At 38.7% G+C, this 23,766-nt stretch carries 22 protein-coding genes; 15 read left to right on the forward strand and 7 right to left on the reverse strand.

The features are described 5' to 3' along the window. Positions 1 to 14: 14 nt before the first annotated feature. Positions 15 to 665, reverse strand: a complete 651-nt coding sequence (locus AC2117_RS08385) for a potassium channel family protein (protein ID WP_075431430.1) — start codon at positions 663 to 665, stop codon at positions 15 to 17. Positions 666 to 810: 145 nt separating this feature from the next. Further along, on the reverse strand, positions 811 to 2,358 hold the full coding sequence (ilvA, locus tag AC2117_RS08390) for a threonine ammonia-lyase, biosynthetic (protein WP_171459063.1): 1,548 nt from the start codon (positions 2,356 to 2,358) through the stop codon (positions 811 to 813). A 101-nt stretch (positions 2,359 to 2,459) separates the two neighbouring features. Here ilvA and rpiA point away from each other — a divergent pair, with 101 nt between their 5' ends. Then, a complete protein-coding gene (rpiA, locus tag AC2117_RS08395; RefSeq protein ID WP_133973314.1) occupies positions 2,460 to 3,131 on the forward strand; it encodes a ribose-5-phosphate isomerase RpiA in 672 nt (223 codons plus the stop codon). Further along, the gene (locus tag AC2117_RS08400; protein WP_133973316.1) at positions 3,131 to 3,811 is read left to right on the forward strand and encodes a SprT family zinc-dependent metalloprotease; all 681 of its coding nucleotides are present in this window, start codon (positions 3,131 to 3,133) and stop codon (positions 3,809 to 3,811) included. Before rpiA ends, AC2117_RS08400 begins: the two co-directional genes overlap by 1 nt. Here the strand turns inward: AC2117_RS08400 and AC2117_RS08405 are convergent. Then, positions 3,808 to 5,322, reverse strand: coding sequence for a hypothetical protein (locus tag AC2117_RS08405; RefSeq protein WP_133973318.1), 1,515 nt, complete (start codon positions 5,320 to 5,322; stop codon positions 3,808 to 3,810). The genes AC2117_RS08400 and AC2117_RS08405 overlap by 4 nt on opposite strands. A gap of 184 nt (positions 5,323 to 5,506) precedes the next feature. On the opposite strand from AC2117_RS08405, the gene argC reads away from it, so the two are divergent. The 6 genes from argC (at position 5,507) to AC2117_RS08435 (ending at position 11,950) form a co-directional block, all read left to right on the forward strand. Beyond that, complete coding sequence (gene argC, locus AC2117_RS08410) at positions 5,507 to 6,562, forward strand: N-acetyl-gamma-glutamyl-phosphate reductase (RefSeq protein ID WP_133973320.1); 1,056 nt, start codon at positions 5,507 to 5,509, stop codon at positions 6,560 to 6,562. A gap of 75 nt (positions 6,563 to 6,637) precedes the next feature. Beyond that, positions 6,638 to 7,396 (forward strand): DUF6776 family protein, encoded by a 759-nt coding sequence (locus AC2117_RS08415; RefSeq protein ID WP_133976269.1) that lies wholly within the window; start codon positions 6,638 to 6,640, stop codon positions 7,394 to 7,396. Positions 7,397 to 7,405: 9 nt separating this feature from the next. After that, complete coding sequence (clpS, locus tag AC2117_RS08420) at positions 7,406 to 7,819, forward strand: ATP-dependent Clp protease adapter ClpS (RefSeq protein WP_002121129.1); 414 nt, start codon at positions 7,406 to 7,408, stop codon at positions 7,817 to 7,819. A 9-nt stretch (positions 7,820 to 7,828) separates the two neighbouring features. Then, the gene (clpA, locus tag AC2117_RS08425; protein WP_042896081.1) at positions 7,829 to 10,105 is read left to right on the forward strand and encodes an ATP-dependent Clp protease ATP-binding subunit ClpA; all 2,277 of its coding nucleotides are present in this window, start codon (positions 7,829 to 7,831) and stop codon (positions 10,103 to 10,105) included. Between the two features lie 3 nt (positions 10,106 to 10,108). Beyond that, positions 10,109 to 10,471, forward strand: coding sequence for a YnfA family protein (locus AC2117_RS08430; protein ID WP_133973322.1), 363 nt, complete (start codon positions 10,109 to 10,111; stop codon positions 10,469 to 10,471). Positions 10,472 to 10,894: 423 nt separating this feature from the next. After that, a complete protein-coding gene (locus tag AC2117_RS08435) occupies positions 10,895 to 11,950 on the forward strand; it encodes a 3-deoxy-7-phosphoheptulonate synthase (protein ID WP_133973324.1) in 1,056 nt (351 codons plus the stop codon). A 49-nt stretch (positions 11,951 to 11,999) separates the two neighbouring features. Here the strand turns inward: AC2117_RS08435 and AC2117_RS08440 are convergent, their stop codons facing one another. Further along, on the reverse strand, positions 12,000 to 12,917 hold the full coding sequence (locus AC2117_RS08440) for an alpha/beta fold hydrolase (protein ID WP_133973326.1): 918 nt from the start codon (positions 12,915 to 12,917) through the stop codon (positions 12,000 to 12,002). Positions 12,918 to 12,919: 2 nt separating this feature from the next. After that, positions 12,920 to 13,480: a PadR family transcriptional regulator gene (locus AC2117_RS08445; protein ID WP_042896087.1), complete on the reverse strand. Its 561-nt coding sequence runs from the start codon at positions 13,478 to 13,480 to the stop codon at positions 12,920 to 12,922. Positions 13,481 to 13,615: 135 nt separating this feature from the next. Between AC2117_RS08445 and AC2117_RS08450 the strand changes: the two genes are divergently transcribed. From AC2117_RS08450 to AC2117_RS08465, 4 genes are all read left to right on the forward strand, one after another. After that, positions 13,616 to 15,640 carry an NADPH-dependent 2,4-dienoyl-CoA reductase gene (locus tag AC2117_RS08450; protein WP_133973328.1) on the forward strand — a complete coding sequence of 675 codons (2,025 nt, stop codon included), beginning with the start codon at positions 13,616 to 13,618 and terminating at the stop codon, positions 15,638 to 15,640. Between the two features lie 70 nt (positions 15,641 to 15,710). After that, positions 15,711 to 16,115, forward strand: coding sequence for a nuclear transport factor 2 family protein (locus AC2117_RS08455; RefSeq protein WP_133973330.1), 405 nt, complete (start codon positions 15,711 to 15,713; stop codon positions 16,113 to 16,115). A 41-nt stretch (positions 16,116 to 16,156) separates the two neighbouring features. Further along, on the forward strand, positions 16,157 to 16,873 hold the full coding sequence (locus AC2117_RS08460; RefSeq protein ID WP_133973332.1) for an SGNH/GDSL hydrolase family protein: 717 nt from the start codon (positions 16,157 to 16,159) through the stop codon (positions 16,871 to 16,873). A 19-nt stretch (positions 16,874 to 16,892) separates the two neighbouring features. Continuing rightward, positions 16,893 to 17,987, forward strand: coding sequence for a YheT family hydrolase (locus tag AC2117_RS08465; RefSeq protein WP_133973334.1), 1,095 nt, complete (start codon positions 16,893 to 16,895; stop codon positions 17,985 to 17,987). A 63-nt stretch (positions 17,988 to 18,050) separates the two neighbouring features. Here AC2117_RS08465 and AC2117_RS08470 read toward each other — a convergent pair whose 3' ends face one another. Further along, positions 18,051 to 18,896, reverse strand: coding sequence for a metal-dependent hydrolase (locus AC2117_RS08470; RefSeq protein ID WP_197731010.1), 846 nt, complete (start codon positions 18,894 to 18,896; stop codon positions 18,051 to 18,053). A gap of 245 nt (positions 18,897 to 19,141) precedes the next feature. Continuing rightward, a complete protein-coding gene (locus AC2117_RS08475) occupies positions 19,142 to 19,609 on the reverse strand; it encodes an internalin (RefSeq protein WP_133973336.1) in 468 nt (155 codons plus the stop codon). 223 nt (positions 19,610 to 19,832) lie between these two features. Between AC2117_RS08475 and AC2117_RS08480 the strand changes: the two genes are divergently transcribed. The 3 genes from AC2117_RS08480 (at position 19,833) to eno (ending at position 23,709) form a co-directional block, all read left to right on the forward strand. Beyond that, entirely contained in the window at positions 19,833 to 21,470 is a 1,638-nt protein-coding gene (locus tag AC2117_RS08480; RefSeq protein ID WP_042896100.1) for a CTP synthase, read from the forward strand. 30 nt (positions 21,471 to 21,500) lie between these two features. Beyond that, positions 21,501 to 22,358: a 3-deoxy-8-phosphooctulonate synthase gene (gene kdsA / locus AC2117_RS08485; protein ID WP_133973338.1), complete on the forward strand. Its 858-nt coding sequence runs from the start codon at positions 21,501 to 21,503 to the stop codon at positions 22,356 to 22,358. Between the two features lie 61 nt (positions 22,359 to 22,419). Next, positions 22,420 to 23,709, forward strand: a complete 1,290-nt coding sequence (eno, locus tag AC2117_RS08490; RefSeq protein ID WP_133973340.1) for a phosphopyruvate hydratase — start codon at positions 22,420 to 22,422, stop codon at positions 23,707 to 23,709. Positions 23,710 to 23,766 lie beyond the last annotated feature (57 nt).

Raw genomic sequence — 23,766 nt, forward strand, 5'->3', positions numbered from 1 at the left:
TTAGATTTCGTTTCTTATATGAAGCAATTAGAAAGTTTCTTTAACTGCGCTAAATGACCTTCTAAAATAAGAATGTCATGTGTTTGCAAGGTGAAATTTTCTTCGGTCTCAAACAAAATTTGCTGCTGTCTTTTTACAAGTAAAGTTTTGACCTGTGGAGCTTGCTGCATAATGCCATATAAATTAATGCCATGAAGTTTTTCAGGAATTTCAATTTTTATAATGTAGTGGTCATCTTCTAAAGACATATAACGACTAACCATTGGATAGTTCAGGGCTTGAGCAACGCGTACCCCCATATCTTCTTCAGGATGAATAATTTTATTGATGTTGAGATGCGACAAAATGGTGTGATGTGCTTTGGTTTTTGCTTTTACCCAAATCTTGTCCATACCTAAATTTTTTAAATTCAGGACACACAAAATACTTGCTTCAATATCTTCACCAATTGCGACTACTACAGCATCACAATTTTGGATATTCAGTTCGTCAAGTACATGTTCATCGGTCGCATCAGCAATGACGGCATGAGTTAAAACGTTGGCAAGATTTTCAACATTCTTTTTTACCGTATCAATGCCAATAACATCATGATTTAATTTTGTGAGCTCTTGAGCAACTGTTGCTCCGAAACTCCCTAAGCCAATGACTGCAAACTGTGCCATGTTGGTCCTTGTTTCCTGATTAGACGTTTATTTTTAAGGATATTTTCTTTGAGATAAAGAGAGGCAATGTAAATATGATGGGAATATTAGAATAATTATATGAATAAGCCGACAAATTAGTCGGCCTATTCAACAAAATCGAAGATTATTTCAAGAAACGTTTGTAGCCAACATTATTCGTAATTTCTGCATATGGATAACTAATCTGCTCAAGAGTTTCAATCAATCCATCAGGGTTCTGTTTCGCATCGGTGGCTTGTAAGCCGACTAAAACACGTCCTTCTGCTGCACCATGGTTACGGTAATGGAATAGGGTAATGTTGTGGGTTGGACCTAAACGAGTTAAGAATGTTAAGAGGGCACCTGGACGTTCAGGGAACTCAACACGGAACAATCTTTCATCATCTAGATTTGCATGACCGCCAATTAAATAACGAATGTGTAGTTTGGCAACCTCATCGTCAGAGAGGTCATCTACCACATAATTTTGCTGCTTTAATTGTTCCAGAATTTCATGACGCTCTGCATCACCACCTTTTAAGCTAATACCGACAAATACTTGTGCTTCTTCTGTATTGTTTGCTCGGTAGTTAAACTCGGTGATATTGCGTCCATGTAAAGCACGGCAAAAACCTAAGAAAGCACCTTTTTCTTCAGGTAAAGTAACTGCATAAATAGCTTCGCGCTGTTCGCCTAGCTCGGTGCGTTCTGCAATATAACGTAGGCGATCAAAATTCATATTTGCGCCACATACAATGGACACAATATTTTTATTGCTGATTTTATGTTCGGTAATATATTTCTTGATCCCAGCAAGGGCCATTGCACCAGATGGTTCAACAATGCTGCGATTTTCATCAAAGGTATCTTTAATGGCAGCACAGATTTCATCTGTGTTTACTGTCACAATCGCAGGTTCAACAATTGGACCAGAATTATCAGACTTACGTAGACGAATAATATCAAATGGTAAAGCACCGATTTGTGCAACGGCAGTACCATCTGCAAACAAGCCTACATGCGGTAAGATTACACGTTCATTGGCTTCTAAGGCTGCTTTTAAACATGCAGACTCTTCATATTCAACACCAATAATTTTCACATGAGGGGCAACTTCACCAAGGTAAGCTGCTACGCCTGAAATAAGGCCACCACCACCTACAGCAACAAACACATATTCTACATCACGCCATTGACGTAATATTTCATTTGCAATAGTACCTTGACCAGCAATCACAAGTTCATCGTCATAGGGTGGAATAAAGACGAGACCTTCAACTTCGGCACGTTGTTGCGCATATTTATTTGCGATATCAAAACTATCGCCATGTAACACAACTTGACCGCCCAAGCGTTTAACTGCTTGAACTTTAATGTCCGGAGTTGTGCTTGGCATAACAATAATCGCTGGAATTCCTAAACGTTGGCCTGATAATGCTACGCCTTGAGCATGGTTGCCAGCAGATGCACAAATAACCCCACGTTCGAGTTGTTCTTTGGGAAGTTGGCTAATACGGTTATAGGCACCACGTAATTTGAAAGAAAAAACAGGCTGTAAATCTTCACGTTTAAAACGAATAATATTATTTAATTTTTGACTAATTCGTGGAGCTGCTTCGAGAGGCGTTTCAATTGCAACATCATAAACCGTTGCTTGTAAAATTTGTCGTACCACACGAGACAGCATGTTCATCTTCCCTATAACAGTTTAAAATAGGAAGTTATTGTAGCAAACCCCTGTGCATTTGCGCCGATTATTGGTGCATAAATGTCAAAAAATAGTTGAGTGATGTCATGAGTCTATACGCAACCCAAGATGAAAAGAAACAAGCTGCTGCGCAAGCTGCTTTAAAACACTTACCCAAAGGTGGCATTTTGGGGGTTGGGACTGGAAGTACTGTAAACTTTCTAATTGATTTATTGCCTGAATTACAATTAGAAGCTGCTGTGGCAAGTTCTCAAGCAACAGCTGATCGTCTTAAAAAATTAGGCATCGAAGTGGTAGATATGAACCATGTGGGTGGTTTAGATGCATATGTTGATGGTGCAGATGAAATTGACCGTCATATGCATATGATTAAAGGTGGGGGTGCTGCATTAACACGCGAAAAAATTGTAGCTTCAATTGCTAGGAAATTTGTTTGTATTGTTGATGATTCAAAATGGGTTGATCAACTCGGACGTGATTTTCCACTCCCTGTAGAAGTTATTCCAATGGCTCGCTCAGCCGTCGCTCGTAAACTCGTGGCTTTAGGTGGTGATCCGGTTTATCGCGAAGGTGTAGTAACTGATAATGGTAATGTCATTTTAGATGTATTTAATCTTAATATTTTAAATGCGATTGATGTAGAAAAAATTATTAATAACATTCCAGGTGTTGTGACTAATGGTATTTTCGCTCTAAACCCAGCAACGATTGCAATTGTTGCAACAAATAATGGTATTGAAGAGCGCACAGCACAGTAATGTCTGCGAAGATGCCAGAAATTAAAATCGTTCGACACGTAAGAGCAAGAAAATTGCGCTTACGTGTTGAGCCAGCTTCAATACGCCTGACAGTTCCTTTATTTTGCAGTAAAAAGCAAATTCAGCATTTTTTGGCGCAATCTGAGCAATGGTTGATCGAGACGTGGGATAAGCAACAACATGTTCAGTCTGCTTCACTTGAAATTCCTTCAGAAATCTATTTTTTTAATAAAGACCAACCGTTTCAAATTGTTGTACAAAAGCAGCACCGTGTTTTTCAATTTGATTGGGAAAACAGTTGCTTATTTATTAAAGATACACAGCCATATTTGGCATTGCAAAGAGCAGTTATTGCGTTTGCTAAACAAGAATTACCCGAGTTTTTAACCGAGTTAAGTGAACATACTCAATTGAATTATCGAGAGTGCACAATTCGCCGTCCAAAAACTCGGTGGGGAAGTTGTAGCAGTCAGCATAATATTATGCTACATGCAGGATTAGTGCTCATGCCACACGAGATTGCTCGCTATGTCGCTATTCATGAGTTGGCTCATACTAAATATTTTGATCATAGCCCTGCATTTTGGGCAGAAGTTGAAAAATACGATCCATATTTTCAAAAACACCGCAGACAACTTAAATCAAATCCGTTGCCTGCATGGTGGTATGTCTCAAATTAACTAAAACTACATTCTAATTGTGGTGTTTGTAAGCTATCGGGTGCTTTTCGGCTATCTAGACCTGCTTTGGCACCCACGATTTTATTTGCTTTAATCGATAATTGTATAAAGTTGTATTGCTGCGTTGAGTTATTTGGTTCGGCTGAACTTGAGTTGAGTAAATAACTTGAGCTTGCAGCATCTGTTTGCAATAAATTATCTGTACTATCAGCGCTTAAAGCAGAGCGATAAGTCTGTGATCCTTTAATAAGTTCGATTTGACCATTCGCACGGAAATTAAGTTGGCAACCTGTTGAAGTGTCTTCATAGCGACCAACTAAATAATCTGTAGCTGGTAATTTTGGGTCGGAAAGATTAATGCTAGTCAAACCTTGTTTGCAAGGATATGCAGATCCATTACAGGTTGCGGTAATGCCGCTAAAACCAACGGCACGACGATAATCACCAGCCCCATCTATACGGAAAAAGTCAGTGGTATTTCCGACAGGTACGCCCCCTGAATATAGTTTCTTTTGCAGTAGATCATAGCCTATTTGATCTAAGCTTTGAGTATCTGCCAATTTTAAAGTAGCGGCTTTTAAATTGGTTGCAAAAGAATCGCGTGTTGTTTTTTGATTAGTAGCAATATCTAACAGTGTATTTTTTACTGGATCAATATTATCTGGAGCAGGCGTGAAAATAGGGGTGAAGGTTGTTTGATCCCCATGAAGTTTTTTTCCATCTAAAAAGCCATCTTTTAAATCGGTTGCCAAACTTTTAACAAGATCTTGGTATGTAGTTGTTCCACCATGAGAAGTTGACCAATATTGTAAGTAGCCAAAGCTAAGATAGCTATCTACATACGTACTAGGCTGCTTAGTGGAGTACTGCAACAAAGTTAGAACTGTGAGGGTGTTGGCTGGACTTAAACTTGGAATATTTGCATCTTTGAACGCATTAAGAAGCGATCTGTAAACGTCTTGAGAAGCTAAATCCACATGCAATTGTTCAATACGGGTTGGGTCAATCGTCTCTTGCGGGAGTTGTCCTGAACGTATCACAGCACGTTGGTAAACGGCTTCACTGCTTGGACTTATGAATAGGGTTCTGCCATTTACACTGTTCGGTGTAATAAACGCATGATAAATACCAGAGAAATTTTGGTATGTTGAAGTAATTGGATCAAATACTTGAGATGAATTTTGAGTCGTAATTTCTACGCGATATAAACGATTTAATTTAGCGGTAGGAATTTTGACATTAAAGCTGTTTAAACTTGCAATTGAAGTATTTAATAAAACAGAGTTAGTGGTGTTGTCATATACTTTTAGCTGGATATTACGCATTTCTACAGGAGATTTAAGAGTAACATCAGTCGTTGCCTCGGGAGCGGGATCAACGGGTGTTGGCGTGCTTGGTGAGTTGCCACTACTACTGCCTCCACCTCCGCAACCTACAAGTAGTGCACTTAAAATTAATGTGCTCAAGCCAAGGTAAGTGTGTAATTTGGTTTCTTTTGATTGATGAAGCATCCTAGCTCTCCAAAATTAAATCTAGTATTTATTTGCTGATATTTGTTTAGTTATGACAGTTCAATAAGTGCTATCTAATTGTCGCTAAAATTAAAAAAATTAAAATTACCAAGCATGAAATGGTTTTGTAAGCTTGGACATCCTGTCATACTACCGCACAAGTATAGATTCAAAAATTGAGGTAATGCACGTGATTTCTGTCGGAATTGTTGGTGGAACGGGTTATACAGGCGTTGAACTATTACGTATTTTATTACGACATCCTAAAGCGCAGGTTCGAGTTCTTACTTCACGTACAGAAGCGGGCAAACCAGTTGCAGATATGTTCCCTAATTTACGTGGACATACTGATCTTCAATTTTCAGATTTAAATATTGATGATTTAAAAAAGTGTGATGTTGTGTTTTTTGCGACTCCTCATGGTGTTGCGATGCAGCATGCAAAAGAATTGATCGCAGCTGGTACTAAAGTTATTGATTTAGCAGCTGATTTCCGTTTGCAAAATCTTGAGCAGTTTGAGAAGTGGTATGGCATGGAGCATGCTTGCCCAGAAGTATTGGAAAACTCAGTATATGGTTTGGCTGAACTAAACCGCGAAAAAATTAAACAGGCGCAAGTGATTGGTAACCCTGGTTGCTATCCAACAACTGTTCAATTGGGTTTAGCTCCACTTTTGAAATCAGAACAAGCATTGATTGAAACAAAAAATATTATTATTGATGCGAAGTCAGGCGTTTCTGGAGCTGGCCGTAAAGCAAGCTTAGGTATGATTTATAGCGAAAATGCTGATAACTTCAAGGCTTATGGGGTTGCAGGGCACCGTCATCATCCGGAAATTGTTGAAGCATTAGAAAATATTTCTGGGAAAAAAGGTGGCTTTGAAGGGCTCTTGTTTGTTCCTCATTTAGTTCCAATGATTCGCGGTATGCTCAGTACAATTTATGTCGACTTGACAGAAACTGGAAAACAAACTGATATTCAGGCATTGTATGAGCACTTTTATGCAAATGAAAAATTTGTTGATGTGATGCCTGCTAACAGTTCGCCTGAAACACGTAGTGTGCGCGGTGCGAATGAGCTTCGTATTGCTTTATATAAGCCGCAGCCGAATAAACTTATTATTCTTGCGGTACAAGATAACCTTGTGAAGGGTGCATCTGGTCAAGCTGTACAAAATATGAACCTTATGTTCGGCTTTGATGAAGATGAAGGCTTACAAGGGATTGGTTTATTACCATAAAAAACTCTTTTTTGCTTCACACATATTTAAATTTCGATTTAAATGTGTGTCTTGACTCTGATCTTAAACACTGAGATGACGATGCAAAACTCTGGACAGACGACTTCGGCAGAAAGTTCGTTGCAAAAGAAAAATTTTTTAAATACCAATAAACCTTTGTTTATTGGCGCGGCTATTTTAATGAGTGGTTGTCTTGCGCTCGGCTATACAATTGGACACCGCCAAGGTCTTACTGTTGTAGGTTACGATGCAGATGCAGAGCAATTGGTTGAAGTGGTGCAAAAGCAAAAAACAGCTTTAGATGCGGTTAATAAAAGCCTGAACGCTGCAGTACAAGAGCGTGATGTTGCTGTAACAAATGCAAATGATCTGTTTGAAGCTCTTAATCAGGCCAATGCTGATAAAACTCAGCAAGAAGGTATGAGTAATATCTATCGTGATATCTTGAGGCAGCGCGGTGGTCTAAGCTTGACGATTCAAAATTTGGCGATCAAACCTCTGCCTGAAAATGCTTATGAATATCAATTAGATTTAGTACAGGTGAGCCCAAGCAAGCGCCGTGCTTCAGGATCGATTGAGATAAGACTCATTAAAGATACAGAAGTTTTGGTTGTACCACTTGAAGCTAAAAACTTTAACTTTACTGACTTTGAGCGCTTAACAGGTCGTTGGACGATGCCTAAAGGTTTTACCCCTCAATTTATTGAGGTACGTTTAACCGGCGGTTCTGATACACCAGTTATTAAACGTTTTAGTTGGCAGCGCGGTAAACCTGTCGAAACACCTTCTGCTTTTGTGGCAGAAATTCCTCAAGCTGAAGCAAATTCACAATAGTAACATCCTATGCGAACAAATAAGCGTCAAACAAACTTAAAAGATATCAAGGCTTCTTTTCAGCAGTCTGGTTATGTCGATTGGCACTTCCATCCACGCTTAAGTGATTCGCAAAACGAAGATCATGACGGAGAGGTTGTTGTACAAACAGCACCTCCTGAACTCAAGCGTCCGCCGTTATATGCAGTCGTATTAATGAATGATGATTACACGCCAATGGACTTTGTAATTGAAATTTTACAACAATACTTTGCAATGAATCTTGACCAAGCAACTCAAGTAATGCTAACAGTACACTATGAAGGTAAAGGTATTGCTGGGGTCTATCCAAGAGACATCGCGGAAACCAAGGCAAACCTTGTTAATAATTACGCTCGATCGCAAGGTCATCCATTACTTTGCCAGATTGAGCCTAAAGCATAAGGGGGTTACATGCTCAGTCGTCAATTAGAAGTATCATTACGTTTGGCTGTTAGCATGGCTCGTCAAAAGAGACATGAGTTTCTTACAGTTGAACATTTATTATTAGCGCTACTCGACAACGATTCGGCCGTGAATGCGTTAAAGGCATGTGGGGCTGATATAGTTTCTTTACGTAAAGAATTAGAAGAATATGTAGAACAACATACTCCTAAGCTTGGCGAAAATAGCGAGCAGGCGCCTCATCCAACAGAAAGTTTTGACCGCATTTTGCAACGTGCTATTTTCCATGTGCAATCAAGTGGCGGCGATCGTACTGTTGAAGGTGCGGATGTTTTGGTCGCAATGTATTCAGAGCGTGATTCTTTTGCTGTGTATTTGCTTAAACGTCATCAAATCAATCGATTGACACTGACTCAATACTTGTCTCATGGGACACGTAAAGATGAAGTGCAAGTTGAAGAAGAAGTTGAAGATATTGAGGGTGAAACGAGTACGGGCAATGCAGGACCATTAGAGCTTTATACGCTGAACTTAAATGTTGAAGCGCAAAAAGGCAAAACTGATCCACTTATTGGTCGTGAAAAAGAAATTGAGCGTACAGCACAAATTCTGTGCCGCCGTCGCAAAAACAATCCATTACTGGTAGGTGATCCGGGCGTTGGTAAAACCTCGATTGCTGAAGGTTTGGCATGGTTAATTGTGAATGGTAAGGCGCCTAAACCTTTGAGTCAGGCTGAAGTCTATAGTTTAGATATTGGTGCATTAGTTGCTGGGACTAAATATCGCGGTGACTTTGAAAAACGTTTAAAACAATTGCTTAATGCTTTGAAGAAAAATCCAAATGCGATTTTATTCATTGATGAAATTCATATGATTATTGGCGCGGGCTCAAGTATGGGCAGCACAATGGATGCTTCGAATCTCATCAAGCCAGCTTTGGCAAATGGTAGTTTGCGTTGTATCGGTTCAACGACGTTCCAAGAATATCGTCAGGTTTTTGAAAAAGACCATGCGTTATCACGTCGTTTCCAGAAAATTGATGTAAATGAGCCAAGTATTTCTGAAACAATTGATATTTTGCGTGGCTTAAAATCTAAATTTGAAGATTTTCACCACGTACAATATGACGATAAGGCATTGGTATCAGCTGTAGAGCTTTCTGCTAAATTCATTAATGATCGTTTCTTGCCAGATAAGGCAATTGATGTGATTGACGAAGCTGGTGCTCAGCGTCGTTTGAAGGCTGAAAGTGATGATAGCTTGATTACGGTAGAGAATATTGAAGACATCGTTTCTAAGATTGCTCGTATTCCACCAAAAACTGTTTCTAAAGATGATAAGTCAGTGCTTGAAAATCTTGAGCGTGATTTAAAACGTGTTGTGTTTGGTCAGGACGAAGCGATTACTGCATTAGGCTCAGCGATTAAGTTGTCTCGTGCTGGATTGAAATCACCAGATAAGCCAGTAGGTAGTTTTGTTTTTGCTGGCCCAACAGGTGTGGGTAAAACTGAAGTCACTAAACAACTGGCGAAGTTGTTAGGTGTTGAGCTGGTGCGTTTCGATATGTCTGAATATATGGAACGTCATGCAGTTTCACGTTTGATTGGTGCGCCTCCAGGTTATGTCGGTTATGACCAAGGCGGGCTATTAACTGATGCGATCCATAAAAACCCCCACTGTGTTTTGTTACTAGATGAAATTGAGAAAGCACATCCAGATGTGTTTAATCTCTTGTTACAAATCATGGATCATGGTGCTTTAACAGATAACAATGGGCGTAAGTCAGACTTTAGAAACGTTATTATTGTCCTGACTACGAATATTGGAGCAGAAAGTATTTCTCGTGCGAGTATTGGTTTTACTGAACAAGATCATAGTTCTGATAACCAAGAAGCGATGAAACGTGCTTTCTCACCAGAGTTCCGTAACCGTCTAGACAGTGTTATTCAATTCAAGTCATTACCAACAACTGTTATTGAGTCTGTAGTTGATAAATTCTTGACAGAGTTACAAGCTCAACTGGATGACAAGCAAGTTGTACTTGATGTCGATCAAAGTGCTCGTGATTGGTTGGCAACCAACGGTTATGACCGCTTGATGGGTGCACGTCCAATGCAACGCCTGATTCAAGAACACTTGAAGAAACCATTAGCTGAAATGATTTTGTTTGGTGAACTGGCAGATCATGGTGGTAATGTGGCTGTATCAGTGAAAAATGAAGATGGCAAAGCTGTTGGCTTAAAGCTTGAAGTTTTTGAAGATCATCATACGGCAGAACCAGCATAATCTATGTTAATTGATAGTCTTACTATAACCCGAATACTGAGTGTATTCGGGTTATTTATTATCACAGCAATTGCTGAAATTCTTGGTTGTTATTTCCCTTATCTGATTTTAAGAGAGGGTAAGTCTACTTGGCTGTGGTTACCTACAGTTTTAAGTTTGGCTGTCTTTGTATGGCTGCTGACCCTACATCCAGCCGCTTCAGGGCGAATTTATGCTGCATATGGCGGTATTTATATTTTTACTGCGTTAATGTGGCTGCGCTTTGTTGATCAGGTCGGTTTAACAAGATGGGATATACTGGGTGGTCTAATCTTGCTTTGTGGAGCTGGCTTAATTATTTTGCAACCTCAAGGGCTGATTCGTTAAGACAATGAGTGAATCAAATCTTAAGCGTGAAAATAAGAAGTTTTTTCAAAAAAAAGACTTGTCAAAGCCTTCAACAATGCGTATTTTAGATTTAAGGAACATTTTTTTATATTTGAGATAAAGATGTTAAATCTATCTGTGAACACTAACGCATATTATTATTTTTGGCAATTTAGATAGTTGCCTGAGCGTATTCGGGCATGAGAAAGTTGCCCATCACAGTTAATACCTGATCGGCAACCCCGATCAGGTTTTTTTATGCTTTATCTTTTTGAATCGAGGAACTTAAAATGAACAACATGACTTATTCGTACTTTAGCAACTTTTATTGGTTTTACTTTTGCTTACCTTTACCAACGAATAGATCCAAAACGCTCAAATAAATGATCGGACTGAATAGATTGCAGTCCCAAGGAAAAACCAATGAATGCCCTAAATACTTTATTGACACAAAGCAATACAAAAGAAATACCAGTTAGTTTACCTGTCCAGTTAAAAGCAAAATATCCGCTTGCACAATCTTTCGCGCGTCAAATTGCCGAACACCGTCAAACTATTCAAAATATTCTTAGCGGCAAAGATCGTCGGTTAATGGTAATTACAGGGCCTTGTTCAATTCATGATCCAGTTGCAGTACTTGAATACGCTGAAAAATTGCAAAAATTACAAGAAAAAGTAAAAGATCAGATTTTTATCGTGATGCGTGCATATATTGAAAAACCACGTACAACTGTGGGTTGGAAGGGTTTTATGTATGATCCAAATTTAGATGGCTCATCAAATTTACAACTTGGTTTAGAGAAGTCTCGCGAACTTTACCTGCAAATTATTGAAAAGGGTTTACCAATTGCGAGTGAAATTTTAAGTCCAATGGCAACTGGTTATTTTGATGATTTATTAGCTTGGGGCGCAATTGGTGCTCGTACAAGTGAGTCTCAGATTCATCGTGAAATATCAAGCCACATGCCCTACAGTATTGGTTTCAAAAATGGTACTGATGGCTCAATTCAGATTGCTTTAGATGCAATTCAATCAGCACAAAATGAACATCAATTTCTAGGAATGAATCAGCAAGGTTTACCTTCAGTGATTCAGAGTGCTGGTAATCCATTACCACACTTAATTTTGCGTGGAGCGAATCATGGACCAAACTTTGATTTAGCTTCAATTCAGGCAATACGAGAAAAACACAAACAAAATCTTCCCGCATTGGTCATTGATTGTAGTCATGGCAATAGCAGTAAAGATCCGTTACGTCAGCCAGAAGTTTTACAGCAAATCGTTGCTGAACGTTTAAAAACACAAGTAAAGGGTGTCATGATTGAAAGTCATTTAGTTGATGGCAGCCAAAAGATTTCTTGTGATATGACTTATGGACAGTCAGTAACTGATGGTTGTTTAGGATGGGGAAAAACAGAGCGACTTTTGTTAAGTGTCTCTGAACAATTAAAAGTGAAAGAGTTAGCCCATTCTGCTTAATCATTTATAGGTTTAAAAAAGGGATCTGTGAGCAGATCCCTTTATTTTTTTAAGAAGCATGATTTAATTCTGATAAGAATGTTGTGATTTCATGCCCAAATTTTTTCGGTTCGGTCAGTAAAGGTGTATGGCCTGAGCGTTCAAAATATATTGTTTTTGCATGCTCGATACTATGTGCAATAAGTGTCTGCCCAGTTTCAGGATAAAGTGTCGAATTGCGACCTATAAAGAAAGTCGTAGGGCACTGTAATTGTTGAAGAGCTTCACGATAATCTTCATTGTGATAAAGATAATTTTCGACATACCAAAATAAATAATCTAAACGCTGAATGGGTAATAAATATTTTTGTAGAAAAGGCTGTTTGAGAGCTGTTTTAAAAACCAAAGGACTAAATGGATTGTTACTTTGCAACTCAATAAAATCTACCCACAGACGAACCAATTCTTGTCGATCTGGAAGAAATAATTCATAAAGATATTTAGCAGTTTTGTGTTTAGATAATAACTGATAGATATCATTTAATAATTGTTTGAACTGAGTATGAAGAGGACCGAATAGACCATATTCCCATGTTGAATCCACAGATATTTTTGGTGTTTGATCAATATGTAAATAAGCCTTTAACTGCTGTGCCAGATGAGCATGTTTCATACCATGCATGGCCGTCGTGGCGCCCATTGAATAACTCATTAAGATAAAGTTATCGAGTTTTAATTGTTCTATTAAATGAGCGACATCTTGCCAATGGCTAGAAATTGCATCTTGCTCAGGAATTGCGCAGTTTTTTGAACCACCAAAACCACGCCAATCTGGAATAATAAACTCATATTCTTTACGGTTTGCATAGATAAAGGGTAGCCATTGCCAGCTTTGCATGCCAAGACCAGATAAAACCAAAACTGGCTCACCACGACCAATTCGGCGTACAAATAAATTTTCCTGATCGGGCATGGTGTAATATGGCATGGCTATTCTCCAGATACGCTATCTTGGGCAAAGCGTTTTAATTGAGGGATGACTTGTTCCAACCACTTAATCCATTCACTTTCCATAGTAATCCCAAGTTCTAAGATCATTTTGTGAATGTATAACACACGGTCATTTAGATCATTGCTGTCTTTAAAATCTTTGTCATAAATACTTTGATAAAGTTTCAGCTTCTCTTGATGTAAACCAAGATGCCTTAACAGTTCAGGTAATATCTGATTATTGCTCAATTGTGCTTCAGCACGCAATCTAACCATTAAATCATCACGAAGCTGTGCAGGTTCACTTTGTTGAGTCATCCATGAAGCTAGCTCGATACGCCCCAGTTGTTCAACTTGATAAGTCTTTTTTCGACTATTTTCCATTTCATTTTCTAACGTTGAAACCCAACCTTTTTTGAGCATGTGGTTGAGTTCACGATAAATTTGCTGATGAGTGGCATTCCAGAAAAAACCGATTGAACGGTCAAAGCGGCGGGCAAGTTCGAACCCTGTGCTTGGTCGTTCAAGCAAGCTGGTCAATAAAACATGGGGAAGTGACATAGCAATCCGGTTTGTAAGCAAAAGTAAAGTGTGACTTATGAGATTATGCAACATGTTGCATAAAAGTCAAAATTTGATTATAAATTGATGCAACAAGTTGCATTAGCAAGCTAGTTGCTAGCCAAAGGAGAAAATATGTCAGCTTATCCACATTTATTAAAGCCACTTGATTTAGGCTTTACTACTTTAAAAAACCGTGTGCTTATGGGGTCTATGCATATTGGATTAGAAGAAGCGCCGCAGGGATATGAACGCATGGCTGCGTTTTATGCTGAGCGTGCAAAAGGCGATGTGGGGTTGATTGTAACTGGCGGTGTTTCTCCAAATGATGATGGTGTTGTATTTAGCCATGGTACCAAGCTCGATACAGTTGAAGAAGCTGAAAAACATAAAGTGATTACCCAAGCTGTCCATGACGCTGGGGGTAAAATTGCCATGCAGATTTTACATACTGGGCGTTATTCTTATCAGGCAAATAACGTTGCACCTTCAGCAATTCAAGCACCGATTAACCCTATTAAGCCGAAAGCTTTAAGTTCTGCCGAAGTACAACAGACCATCGATGACTTTGCAAACTGCGCCAAACTTGCTCAGTATGCGGGTTATGACGGTGTGGAAATCATGGGTTCTGAAGGTTACTTAATCAATGAGTTTATTGCTGCCCGTACAAACCATCGCGATGATGAATGGGGTGGTAGTTACGAGAACCGTATTCGTTTTCCTATTGAAATTGTAAAACGCACACGTGCTTTAGTCGGTGAAAACTTTATTATTATTTATCGTCTATCGATGCTTGATTTAGTTGAAGGTGGTTCAAGTTTTGATGAAGTGATTCAGCTGGCAAAAGAAATTGAAAAAGCAGGCGCAACGATTATTAATACAGGAATTGGCTGGCATGAAGCTCGTATTCCAACCATTGCAACGAAAGTTCCTCGAGCTGCGTTTACGTGGGTTACTGAAAAACTCAAAGGTCAAGTCTCTATTCCTTTGATTACGTCCAACCGAATTAATACCCCAGAAATGGCTGAACATGTATTGGCATCTGGTCATGCTGATATGGTTTCTATGGCACGTCCAATGCTGGCTGATGCTGAGTTTGTCTTAAAGGCAAGTGAAGGCCGTAGTGATGAAATTAATACCTGTATTGGATGTAATCAAGCGTGTTTAGATCATATTTTCTCAATGAAAATCGCAACTTGTTTAGTGAATCCGCGCGCATGTTATGAAACTGAACTTATTTTTAAAGATGCACAAGTTCAAAAGAATATTGCTGTTATTGGTGCAGGACCTGCGGGTTTAAGTTTTGCTGTATATGCAGCAGATCGTGGACATCAAGTTAAAATTTTTGAGGCAAGTCATCAAATTGGTGGGCAATTTAATATTGCAAAGACTGTTCCTGGAAAAGAAGAGTTCTATGAAACCTTGCGCTACTTTGGTCGCCAAATTGAGTTGCGACCAAATATTGAGTTAGTTTTGAACCATAAAGCAACTTATGAAGAGTTGAGCCAAGCAAATTTTGATGAAATTGTGGTTGCAACTGGTGTAACGCCTCGTCAATTACAATTTGAAGGTATTGATCATCCTAAAGTACTCAGCTACTTACAAGTTTTAAAAGAACGTGTAACAGTGGGCCAGCGTGTAGCGATTATTGGGGCGGGTGGTATTGGTTTTGATACGGTTGAATATCTTACTCACGAAGGTGAAAGTGGCAGCTTAAACCCAGAAAAGTTCTATGCTGAATGGGGAATTGATACTCAATATGAGAATGTTGGCGGGTTAAAACAGCCAAAAGTCGAAGATTCGGAACGAGAAATTTATTTACTGCAACGTAAAGCTGCTGCTGTAGGGGCTGGTTTAGGTAAAACTACTGGCTGGATTCACCGTACAGGTCTGAAAAATCGTCAAGTCAAAATGCTTGCCGGGGTTCAATACGACAAAGTAGATGATCAAGGACTTCATATAACAGTAGATGGGCAACCAAGCGTACTTGAAGTTGATCATGTTGTGATTTGTGCGGGCCAAGAGTCTTTCACTGCAATGTATGAGCAATTAAAAGAAGACGGAAAAAATGTTCATTTAATTGGTGGAGCTAAAGAGGCCGGAGAGCTAGATGCAAAACGCGCTATACGACAAGGTGCTGAATTAGCAGCGACACTATAAATCTATATGGGCATTTCTTTGAAAAGGAAATGCCCATAATTTCATTAAGTAAATTAAAGGAAAAATAATAATGGCACTTGAAACAACAAAACAGTCTTTAGAAAAATGGCATCACATGATTCAGGCAGGTAACTTGTCTGATCTAAATGATTTATTAGCCGATGAAGTCGTTTTTCGTTCTCCTGTTGCCCATAAACCTTATGAAGGAAGGCAAGTCGTTTTTTTCATTCTGAGTAATGTTATTCAGGTATTCCAAGACTTTACTTATCATCGTGAGTTTTATACGGAAGATGGCGAAAATGTGGTACTTGAGTTCAGTGCAAATGTAAGCGGAAAGTCATTAAAAGGTATTGATATGATACGTTTTAATGAGCAAGGCAAAATTATTGATTTTGAGGTAATGGTACGCCCAATGAGTGGGTTAGCTGCACTGGCTGAACAAATGGGTGCAAGAATTGCTAAGTTTCAACCTTAATAATTTTATTAAATAGCCTAAGTAGTACAGAGATCATTAAAATGTGGTTAAAACTTTCAACTTTAGCATTGTTACCTGTATTATTTATTCAGGGAACAAAGGTTCGTAAGAATACACCACGCTTGCTAGAAGCCAGTGGTGATAGAGAAGGTCTCGTTGGCAAGGGAAGAGCTTTGTCATTACTTATTTTAGGTGATTCAGCAGCAGCAGGTGTTGGTGTTGAAACCCAAAAAGATGCTTTATCTGGCGCGATTATTTCTGAGTTACAAGACCAATATTTGATAAGTTGGAAGCTTCATGCAAAAACAGGCGATACCACTAAGCAGGTTTTTCAAGCTTTACAGCATTTAGAACAGCAAAATTATGATGTTGTCGTTACATCTATTGGCGTTAATGATGTGACAAAATTAACGTCAGCAAATTTATGGATAAAACAACAAAAGCAATTATTTCAACATATACAGGCACGTTTTCAGCCTAAACTCATTATTGTTTCTGGCGTTCCGCCAATGCAACATTTTCCAGCTTTACCAAATCCATTGGCTTGGTTGTTTGGAAAATATGCAGAGCAAATGAATCAGGCATTATATAAATGGTTAGAATCACAAAACCAATTCAGATTTATTCAATATGATATTGAAAGTTTTCAAGCGATGAATTTACCTATGGCAAGTGATGGCTTTCATCCGAGCAAAGAAATTTATGCAATTTGGGGACAGCAGGTTGCAGCATTAGTGCGGCAATCATTTAACTCATAATCAGAGGTCGTGATTGGATATGGGCATATCTACTTTAAATAAAATTAAAGCTTTCGGTTCAGAATTATTTGCTTCGGTGTTAGGTGCTGAACAGCCAAAAGTCTATTATGACCCAAAAGGGAAAATTAAAGATGTTTTGGATAAATTGCCCCAACTTAAGCAAAAATATCGTCCTACGCCATGGTTAGCTAACAATCATGTTCATCTTTTATATTTCGATATTATTAGAAAAAAGACCATCAAGCTTGAATATGACCGTATTGACCAGCTCAGCATGAAAGATGGTGGGGTAACTGCGATTGCATGGTATGGCTATAATCTTCCAAAAACTACTCCTACAGTTGTCATCATGCACACGATTACAGGAACACCTGAAAGTATGCGTGAACTGGTGAAAGATCTACATCAATATACGGGATGGAGAATAGCACTATGCTTACGCCGTGGGCATGCTGGTCTACCTATGCCTGTACCACAGATTTCTCTTTTCGGCTCAACAAGTGACCTTAAAGAACAGCTTACGCATATTCAAAATTTGTTTCCAGAATCCGATTTGTATGCTGTTGGTTCCTCTGCCGGAACAGGATTATTAGTTCGTTATTTGGGAGAGCAAGGCACTGACACACCATTTAAAGCTGCTTTTGCAATGTGTCCAGGCTACAACACTGAGATTGGTTTTAAAAATGTTCATCCGTTCTATAGCAAAATGATGACCAAAAAGTTATTCAAATATTTTATTCATCCTTATCAAAGTACTTGGAGCAAGGTTTCTTCTTTAGAAAAAGTTCTAGCGACGACTAGTCTGGAAGAGTTTGAAAAAGAATACTTTGAAATGGCTGGTTTTCGGGACTATCAAAGTTATTGTCAGGCAATTAATCCAATTTATGTATTTGAAAATGTCAAAATTCCATTAATGATTCTTAATGCTGAAGATGATCCAGTATGTTCTATTAAAAATTTAGAGCCTTACAAGGAAACTATTCAGCAAATGAGTAATATTGCAGTGGTAACCACTAAAAAGGGAAGTCACTGTGGTTTTTACGAAGGGTGGAAAAGCACATCATGGGCAGCCAAATTAATATCGAATTATTTTATGGTTGACCATAAACGATGACTATATTGCTGTAATTGGTTAAAGAAAGCCCATTCAGTAGATGGGCTTTATGTTTTTATTAGATCAGGATAAAAGTAATTTTGAGTTTTTTAGTCCAATTTTGATTTTAGTGCTGGCAACGAGATCTTTTTCGTCAGTTTGGTTGGGGTGAAAATCAAAGCGATAATAGTCAAAGAATTTCGGAGTTAAAACTTTATATTGTGTTGTCATAAAACCAAGAAACTTACGCCAAGATTTAAAATTAAGAAGTTGGCGATCCCGTTTCATAAGAACGAATTGATAAATTGTTGAGAAGCCTGTAATTAAAAATAGACTTAAAGTAAAGACTGTAATGCGAGGGAGATACGCACTCAGCCCATTTCCATACAAGTGTTGATAAAGATCAAAAGCCACAGCTTTATGTTCAGTTTCTTCAATACTGTGCCACAACCATAAATTACGAATAGTTGAGTCTGTCATCAGTTCATTAACAGACTGCATCATGCTAACCACAAGTACCGCTGTATAGTGCTCTAAGCCAACTGTTACGAGCAAATTCCATTTTTTGCTAAAAACTTTTTCAATCGTTTTCAAAACGATGCCAGTTACTTTTTCTAAAGATTCTGGATCTAAACCATGTTGCTGTGCACTCACGTGAAAAGCATGATGTTCTTTAGAGTGCATGGCTTCTTGACCAATAAAAGCACTGATTTCCCGATCTAGAAGTTCATTCGACTTTGCTTTGGCACGTAATGCTCGAACTGAACGAACAAAATATGATTCGCCTTCAGGGAACAATGTAGATAAACCCGTAAAGTAATGTGTAAAAGTGGGTTCGTTATTACACCAATAACGAGGCACATTTTCAAAATTATAGTCCATACGACGGACTGGAAATGAGGCGGGCACGCGATTTGATACAGTATTCATTTTAAGCTCCAATCTTCTTTTAATTTTAGTTCCAAAAAGGAACTTGATTGAAAATTACATCTCAGACTATGGAACGTCAATGCTTATTCAGATGAAAGAAGTAGATTGTCCTAAATTGATATCTAGGAAAACTTTAAAGATAAATTGGAAATAAGAAAAGTAAAACTGATTAGTGCGTTAATAATTTTAATCATATTTAAAAAGCCCAAATCAACTGTTCAATTTGGGCATATTCATACGGGAACTTAGTTTTTAAGCGCAGGTGTAGCAGCAGCAATTGCAGCGGCAACAGCATCATCTTCAGTTTGAGATGGTTCAGTTGGCTTAGCAGGTTTTGACTGCACTTTCTCAGGCTTAGGCTCTGCTTTTGACTCAGGTTTAGGTTCTGGCTTTGGCTCAGGTTTAGGTTGTTCAGAAACAGTTGTTTGAGAACTTTGATCAGAATGGGCAGGGCGAGTTTCACGGCGAATTTCAGTTGTAGTGTTCGCTGTTTCTTCGTGATGAACTTCAACTTGCGTTGGTTCCTGCGTTTGAGCTTCTTCAGTTTTAACACTTTCTAAAGACTCAAATTTTGCAGGTTCAGCAGGCTTCGGTTCTGAAACAGCAGTTTCAACCTTTTCTTGCTCTTCTTCAGGTGTTTCTTTTTTGACGCATGCGGTTAACAATAGTCCAGCCGCAATTGCAGCGCAGATTAAAAGTTTTTTATTTGCCATTGCCCTAAACAACATTTAATTGAGGAGCTCGTATTATAACAGCAAAAGAGAATGAAAAAATCATGTGAGATTGACCTAATTTTTTATTAAAAATGCTGATAGAATAGCCAGTTGTTTAATGATCTTTGAATTGGTGCGGTTTGACTTTGCTTTATAGGGGCAGAGTACAGTAAAATTGCCCAACATTGTAGGCCGATTTCGGCTTGATTGTACGAGAAACTTAATGACCCATTTTATTTTTGTTACTGGTGGTGTGGTTTCATCGCTAGGTAAAGGTATTTCTGCTGCTTCAGTTGCTGCACTTTTGGAAGCCCGTGGCTTAAAAGTCACAATGGTTAAAATGGATCCTTACATTAATGTCGATCCGGGGACCATGAGTCCTTTCCAACATGGTGAAGTTTTTGTCACAGAGGATGGTGCCGAAACTGATCTAGACTTGGGTTATTACGAACGTTTCTTACGTCGTGCGAAAATGACCAAACTGAATAACTTTACCAGTGGCCGTGTATATCAAGATGTTTTAAATAAAGAACGTCGTGGTGACTACTTAGGTGGTACGGTTCAAGTTATTCCACATATTACAGACAACATTAAAGAACGTGTACTTCGCGCAGGTGAAGGTTACGATGTTGCAATCGTTGAGATTGGTGGTACGGTCGGTGATATCGAATCACTTCCGTTTATGGAATCAGTTCGTCAGTTAATGGTTGAGCTTGGTCATAAACGTACCATGCTGATGCATTTAACATTGTTGCCATATATCAAATCTGCAGCTGAGTTAAAAACCAAGCCAACTCAACATTCAGTGAAAGAGCTTCTTTCAATTGGTATTCAGCCAGATATCTTAATCTGCCGTACTGAATATGATGTAGATGTTGATACTAAACGTAAAATTGCATTGTTCACTAACGTGGAAGCGCGTGCCGTTGTGGTATGTAAAGATGCGAAAACGATTTATCAAATTCCACGTACATTCTATGAACAAAACGTTGATGACTTGATCTGTGAACGTTTTGGGTTTAATGATCTTCCAGAAGCTGACTTAACCGATTGGGATAATGTAGTTGAAGCATTGCTGAATCCTGAATACACGGTACGTGTTGCGATGGTTGGTAAATATGTTGAACTTCCAGATGCTTATAAATCTGTGAATGAAGCACTTTTACATGCGGGTATCCAAAATCTTGTGAAAGTACAGATTGATTATGTCAATGCTGAAGAACTTGAAAGCCAAGACGTTTCTATTTTGCAAACAGCCGACGCAATTTTAGTTCCAGGTGGCTTTGGTGAACGTGGTACTGAAGGCAAAATGAAAGCTATTCAGTATGCACGTGAAAACAAAATTCCATTCTTGGGCATTTGTTTAGGTATGCAATTGGCTGTAATCGAATATGCACGTCATGTTGCCGCAATGCCAGAAGCATCTTCTACCGAATTTAACCGTTCTACAAAGTATCCATTGATTGGTTTAATTACCGAATGGTTAGATGAGCGTGGCGAGTTACAACAACGTAGCGTAGAGTCTGACTTAGGTGGAACTATGCGTTTAGGTGCACAAAAATCTGAATTAGTTGAAGGCACAAAAACACGTGAAGTCTATGGTAAAGCAGAAATCACTGAACGTCATCGTCACCGTTATGAAATGAATAACCGTTTCATTGAGTCGATTGAACAAGCTGGTATGAAGATTTCTGGTTACTCTTCGGCACAACATTTGGTTGAAACTGTAGAAATTCCTGAACATCCTTGGTTTATTGCTGTACAATTCCACCCGGAATTTACAAGTTCACCACGTGATGGACATCCATTATTTGCTAGTTTTATTGGCGCTGCGAAAAACCAGCATCAAAAAAGTAAATAATGCGATTTTAAATAAACTGGGAAAGTTTAAATGTCACAATTAAAACCACAAGAAGTTGTACGTTTAGGCGATATACAAATGGCAAATCATTTGCCATTTGTATTATTTGGCGGAATGAACGTACTTGAATCAAAAGATTTAGCTTTCGAAATTGCAGAAACGTATGTGGATATTTGCAAACGCTTAGATATTCCTTATGTATTTAAAGCGAGTTTCGATAAAGCAAATCGTTCTAGTCTGCATTCATTCCGTGGTCCTGGACTTGAAAAAGGTATTGAATGGTTAGGCGATATTAAAAAACATTTTAATGTACCTATCATTACTGATGTTCATGAACCATACCAAGCTGAAGCAGTTGCAGAAGTAGCTGATATTATTCAGTTACCGGCTTTCTTAAGTCGCCAAACTGATCTTGTTGAAGCGATGGCAAAAACACAGGCTATTATTAACATTAAGAAAGCTCAGTTTTTGGCACCTCATGAAATGCGTCATATCCTGAATAAATGTTTAGAAGCAGGAAACGATAAACTTATTCTTTGTGAGCGTGGTTCAGCATTTGGCTATAACAATCTTGTTGTAGATATGCTTGGCTTTGACACCATGAAAGAAATGAATGTTCCTGTTTTCTTTGATGTAACACATGCGTTGCAAACTCCTGGTGGTCGTGCTGACTCGGCAGGTGGTCGTCGCGCTCAAATTACAACTTTAGCACGCGCTGGAATGGCAACAGGCTTGGCTGGATTGTTCTTGGAAGGTCATCCAGACCCAGAACATGCAAAATGCGATGGACCTTGTGCATTACGCATGTCGCAGCTTGAGCCGTTCTTGGCACAAATAAAAGAATTGGATACTTTGGTTAAAGGATTCAAAAAGTTAGACACCCATTGAGTTTTTACTCATTTACGCTGCTTTAATCGCAGCTCATATTCATTCAACAGAGGAATTGTTCATGAGCCAAATCGTTGACATCCGTGCACGTGAAATTTTGGACTCTCGTGGTAACCCAACCATCGAAGCAGACGTAATTTTAGAATCTGGGATTGTTGGTCGTGCATGTGCACCATCTGGTGCTTCAACTGGTTCTCGTGAAGCTTTAGAACTACGTGACGGTGATAAATCACGTTACTTAGGTAAAGGCGTTAAAACTGCGGTTAACAACGTAAACACGATTATCCGTGACGCTTTAGTGGGCAAATCAGTATTTGAACAAAAAGACATCGATAATACGATGATCGAACTTGATGGTACTGAAAACAAAGAAAAATTAGGTGCAAATGCAACTTTGGCTGTGTCATTAGCTGCTGCACGCGCTGCTGCTGATGAAAAGAAAATTCCTCTTTTTCAATACATCGCTGACTTACGTGGTCAAACGATTTTGACTATGCCTGTACCAATGATGAACATCATCAATGGTGGTTCACATGCAGACAACAACGTTGATATTCAAGAGTTTATGATTGAGCCAGTAGGCTTCACTTCATTTGCTGAAGCATTACGTGCAGGTGCTGAAATCTTTCATTCACTAAAATCAGTTTTAAACAAAAAAGGTTTAAACACTGCTGTGGGTGATGAAGGTGGTTTTGCACCAAACTTGCGTTCAAACGAAGAAGCAATCACTGTTATTCTTGAAGCTATTGGTCAAACGGGTTACAAAGCTGGTTCTGACATTATGTTGGCGCTTGACTGTGCATCTTCAGAATTCTACAAAAATGGTCAATACATCCTTGCAGGTGAAGGTAATAAAGCATTCACAAGCAACCAGTTCTCTGATTATTTAGCTGGTCTTGTAAACCAATATCCAATTATCTCGATTGAAGACGGTCTAGATGAGTCTGACTGGGAAGGCTGGAGTTACTTAACTTCAATTCTTGGCGACAAAATCCAATTGGTGGGTGATGACTTGTTCGTTACAAACCCTAAGATTTTACAACGTGGTATTAATGAGAAAGTAGGTAACTCTATCTTAATCAAGTATAACCAAATTGGTACGTTGACTGAAACTTTAGATGCAATCTATCTTGCTAAAGAAAATGGCTATACGACTGTAATTTCTCATCGTTCTGGTGAAACAGAAGATTCAACTATTGCTGACTTAGCAGTAGGTACAGCGGCTGGCCAAATTAAGACTGGTTCACTTTGCCGTTCTGACCGTGTTTCTAAGTATAACCAATTACTTCGTATTGAAGAGTTGACTAAAGCTGCTTACCGCGGTAAAGCTGAGTTTAAAGGTTTAAATTAATCTTTAAATAAAAAGTTAAAATTAGTTTTTTAACATTTTAGGGTGCTATTTTTCTGT

The organism is Acinetobacter calcoaceticus (assembly GCF_900520355.1).
Lineage (GTDB): Bacteria > Pseudomonadota > Gammaproteobacteria > Pseudomonadales > Moraxellaceae > Acinetobacter > Acinetobacter calcoaceticus_C.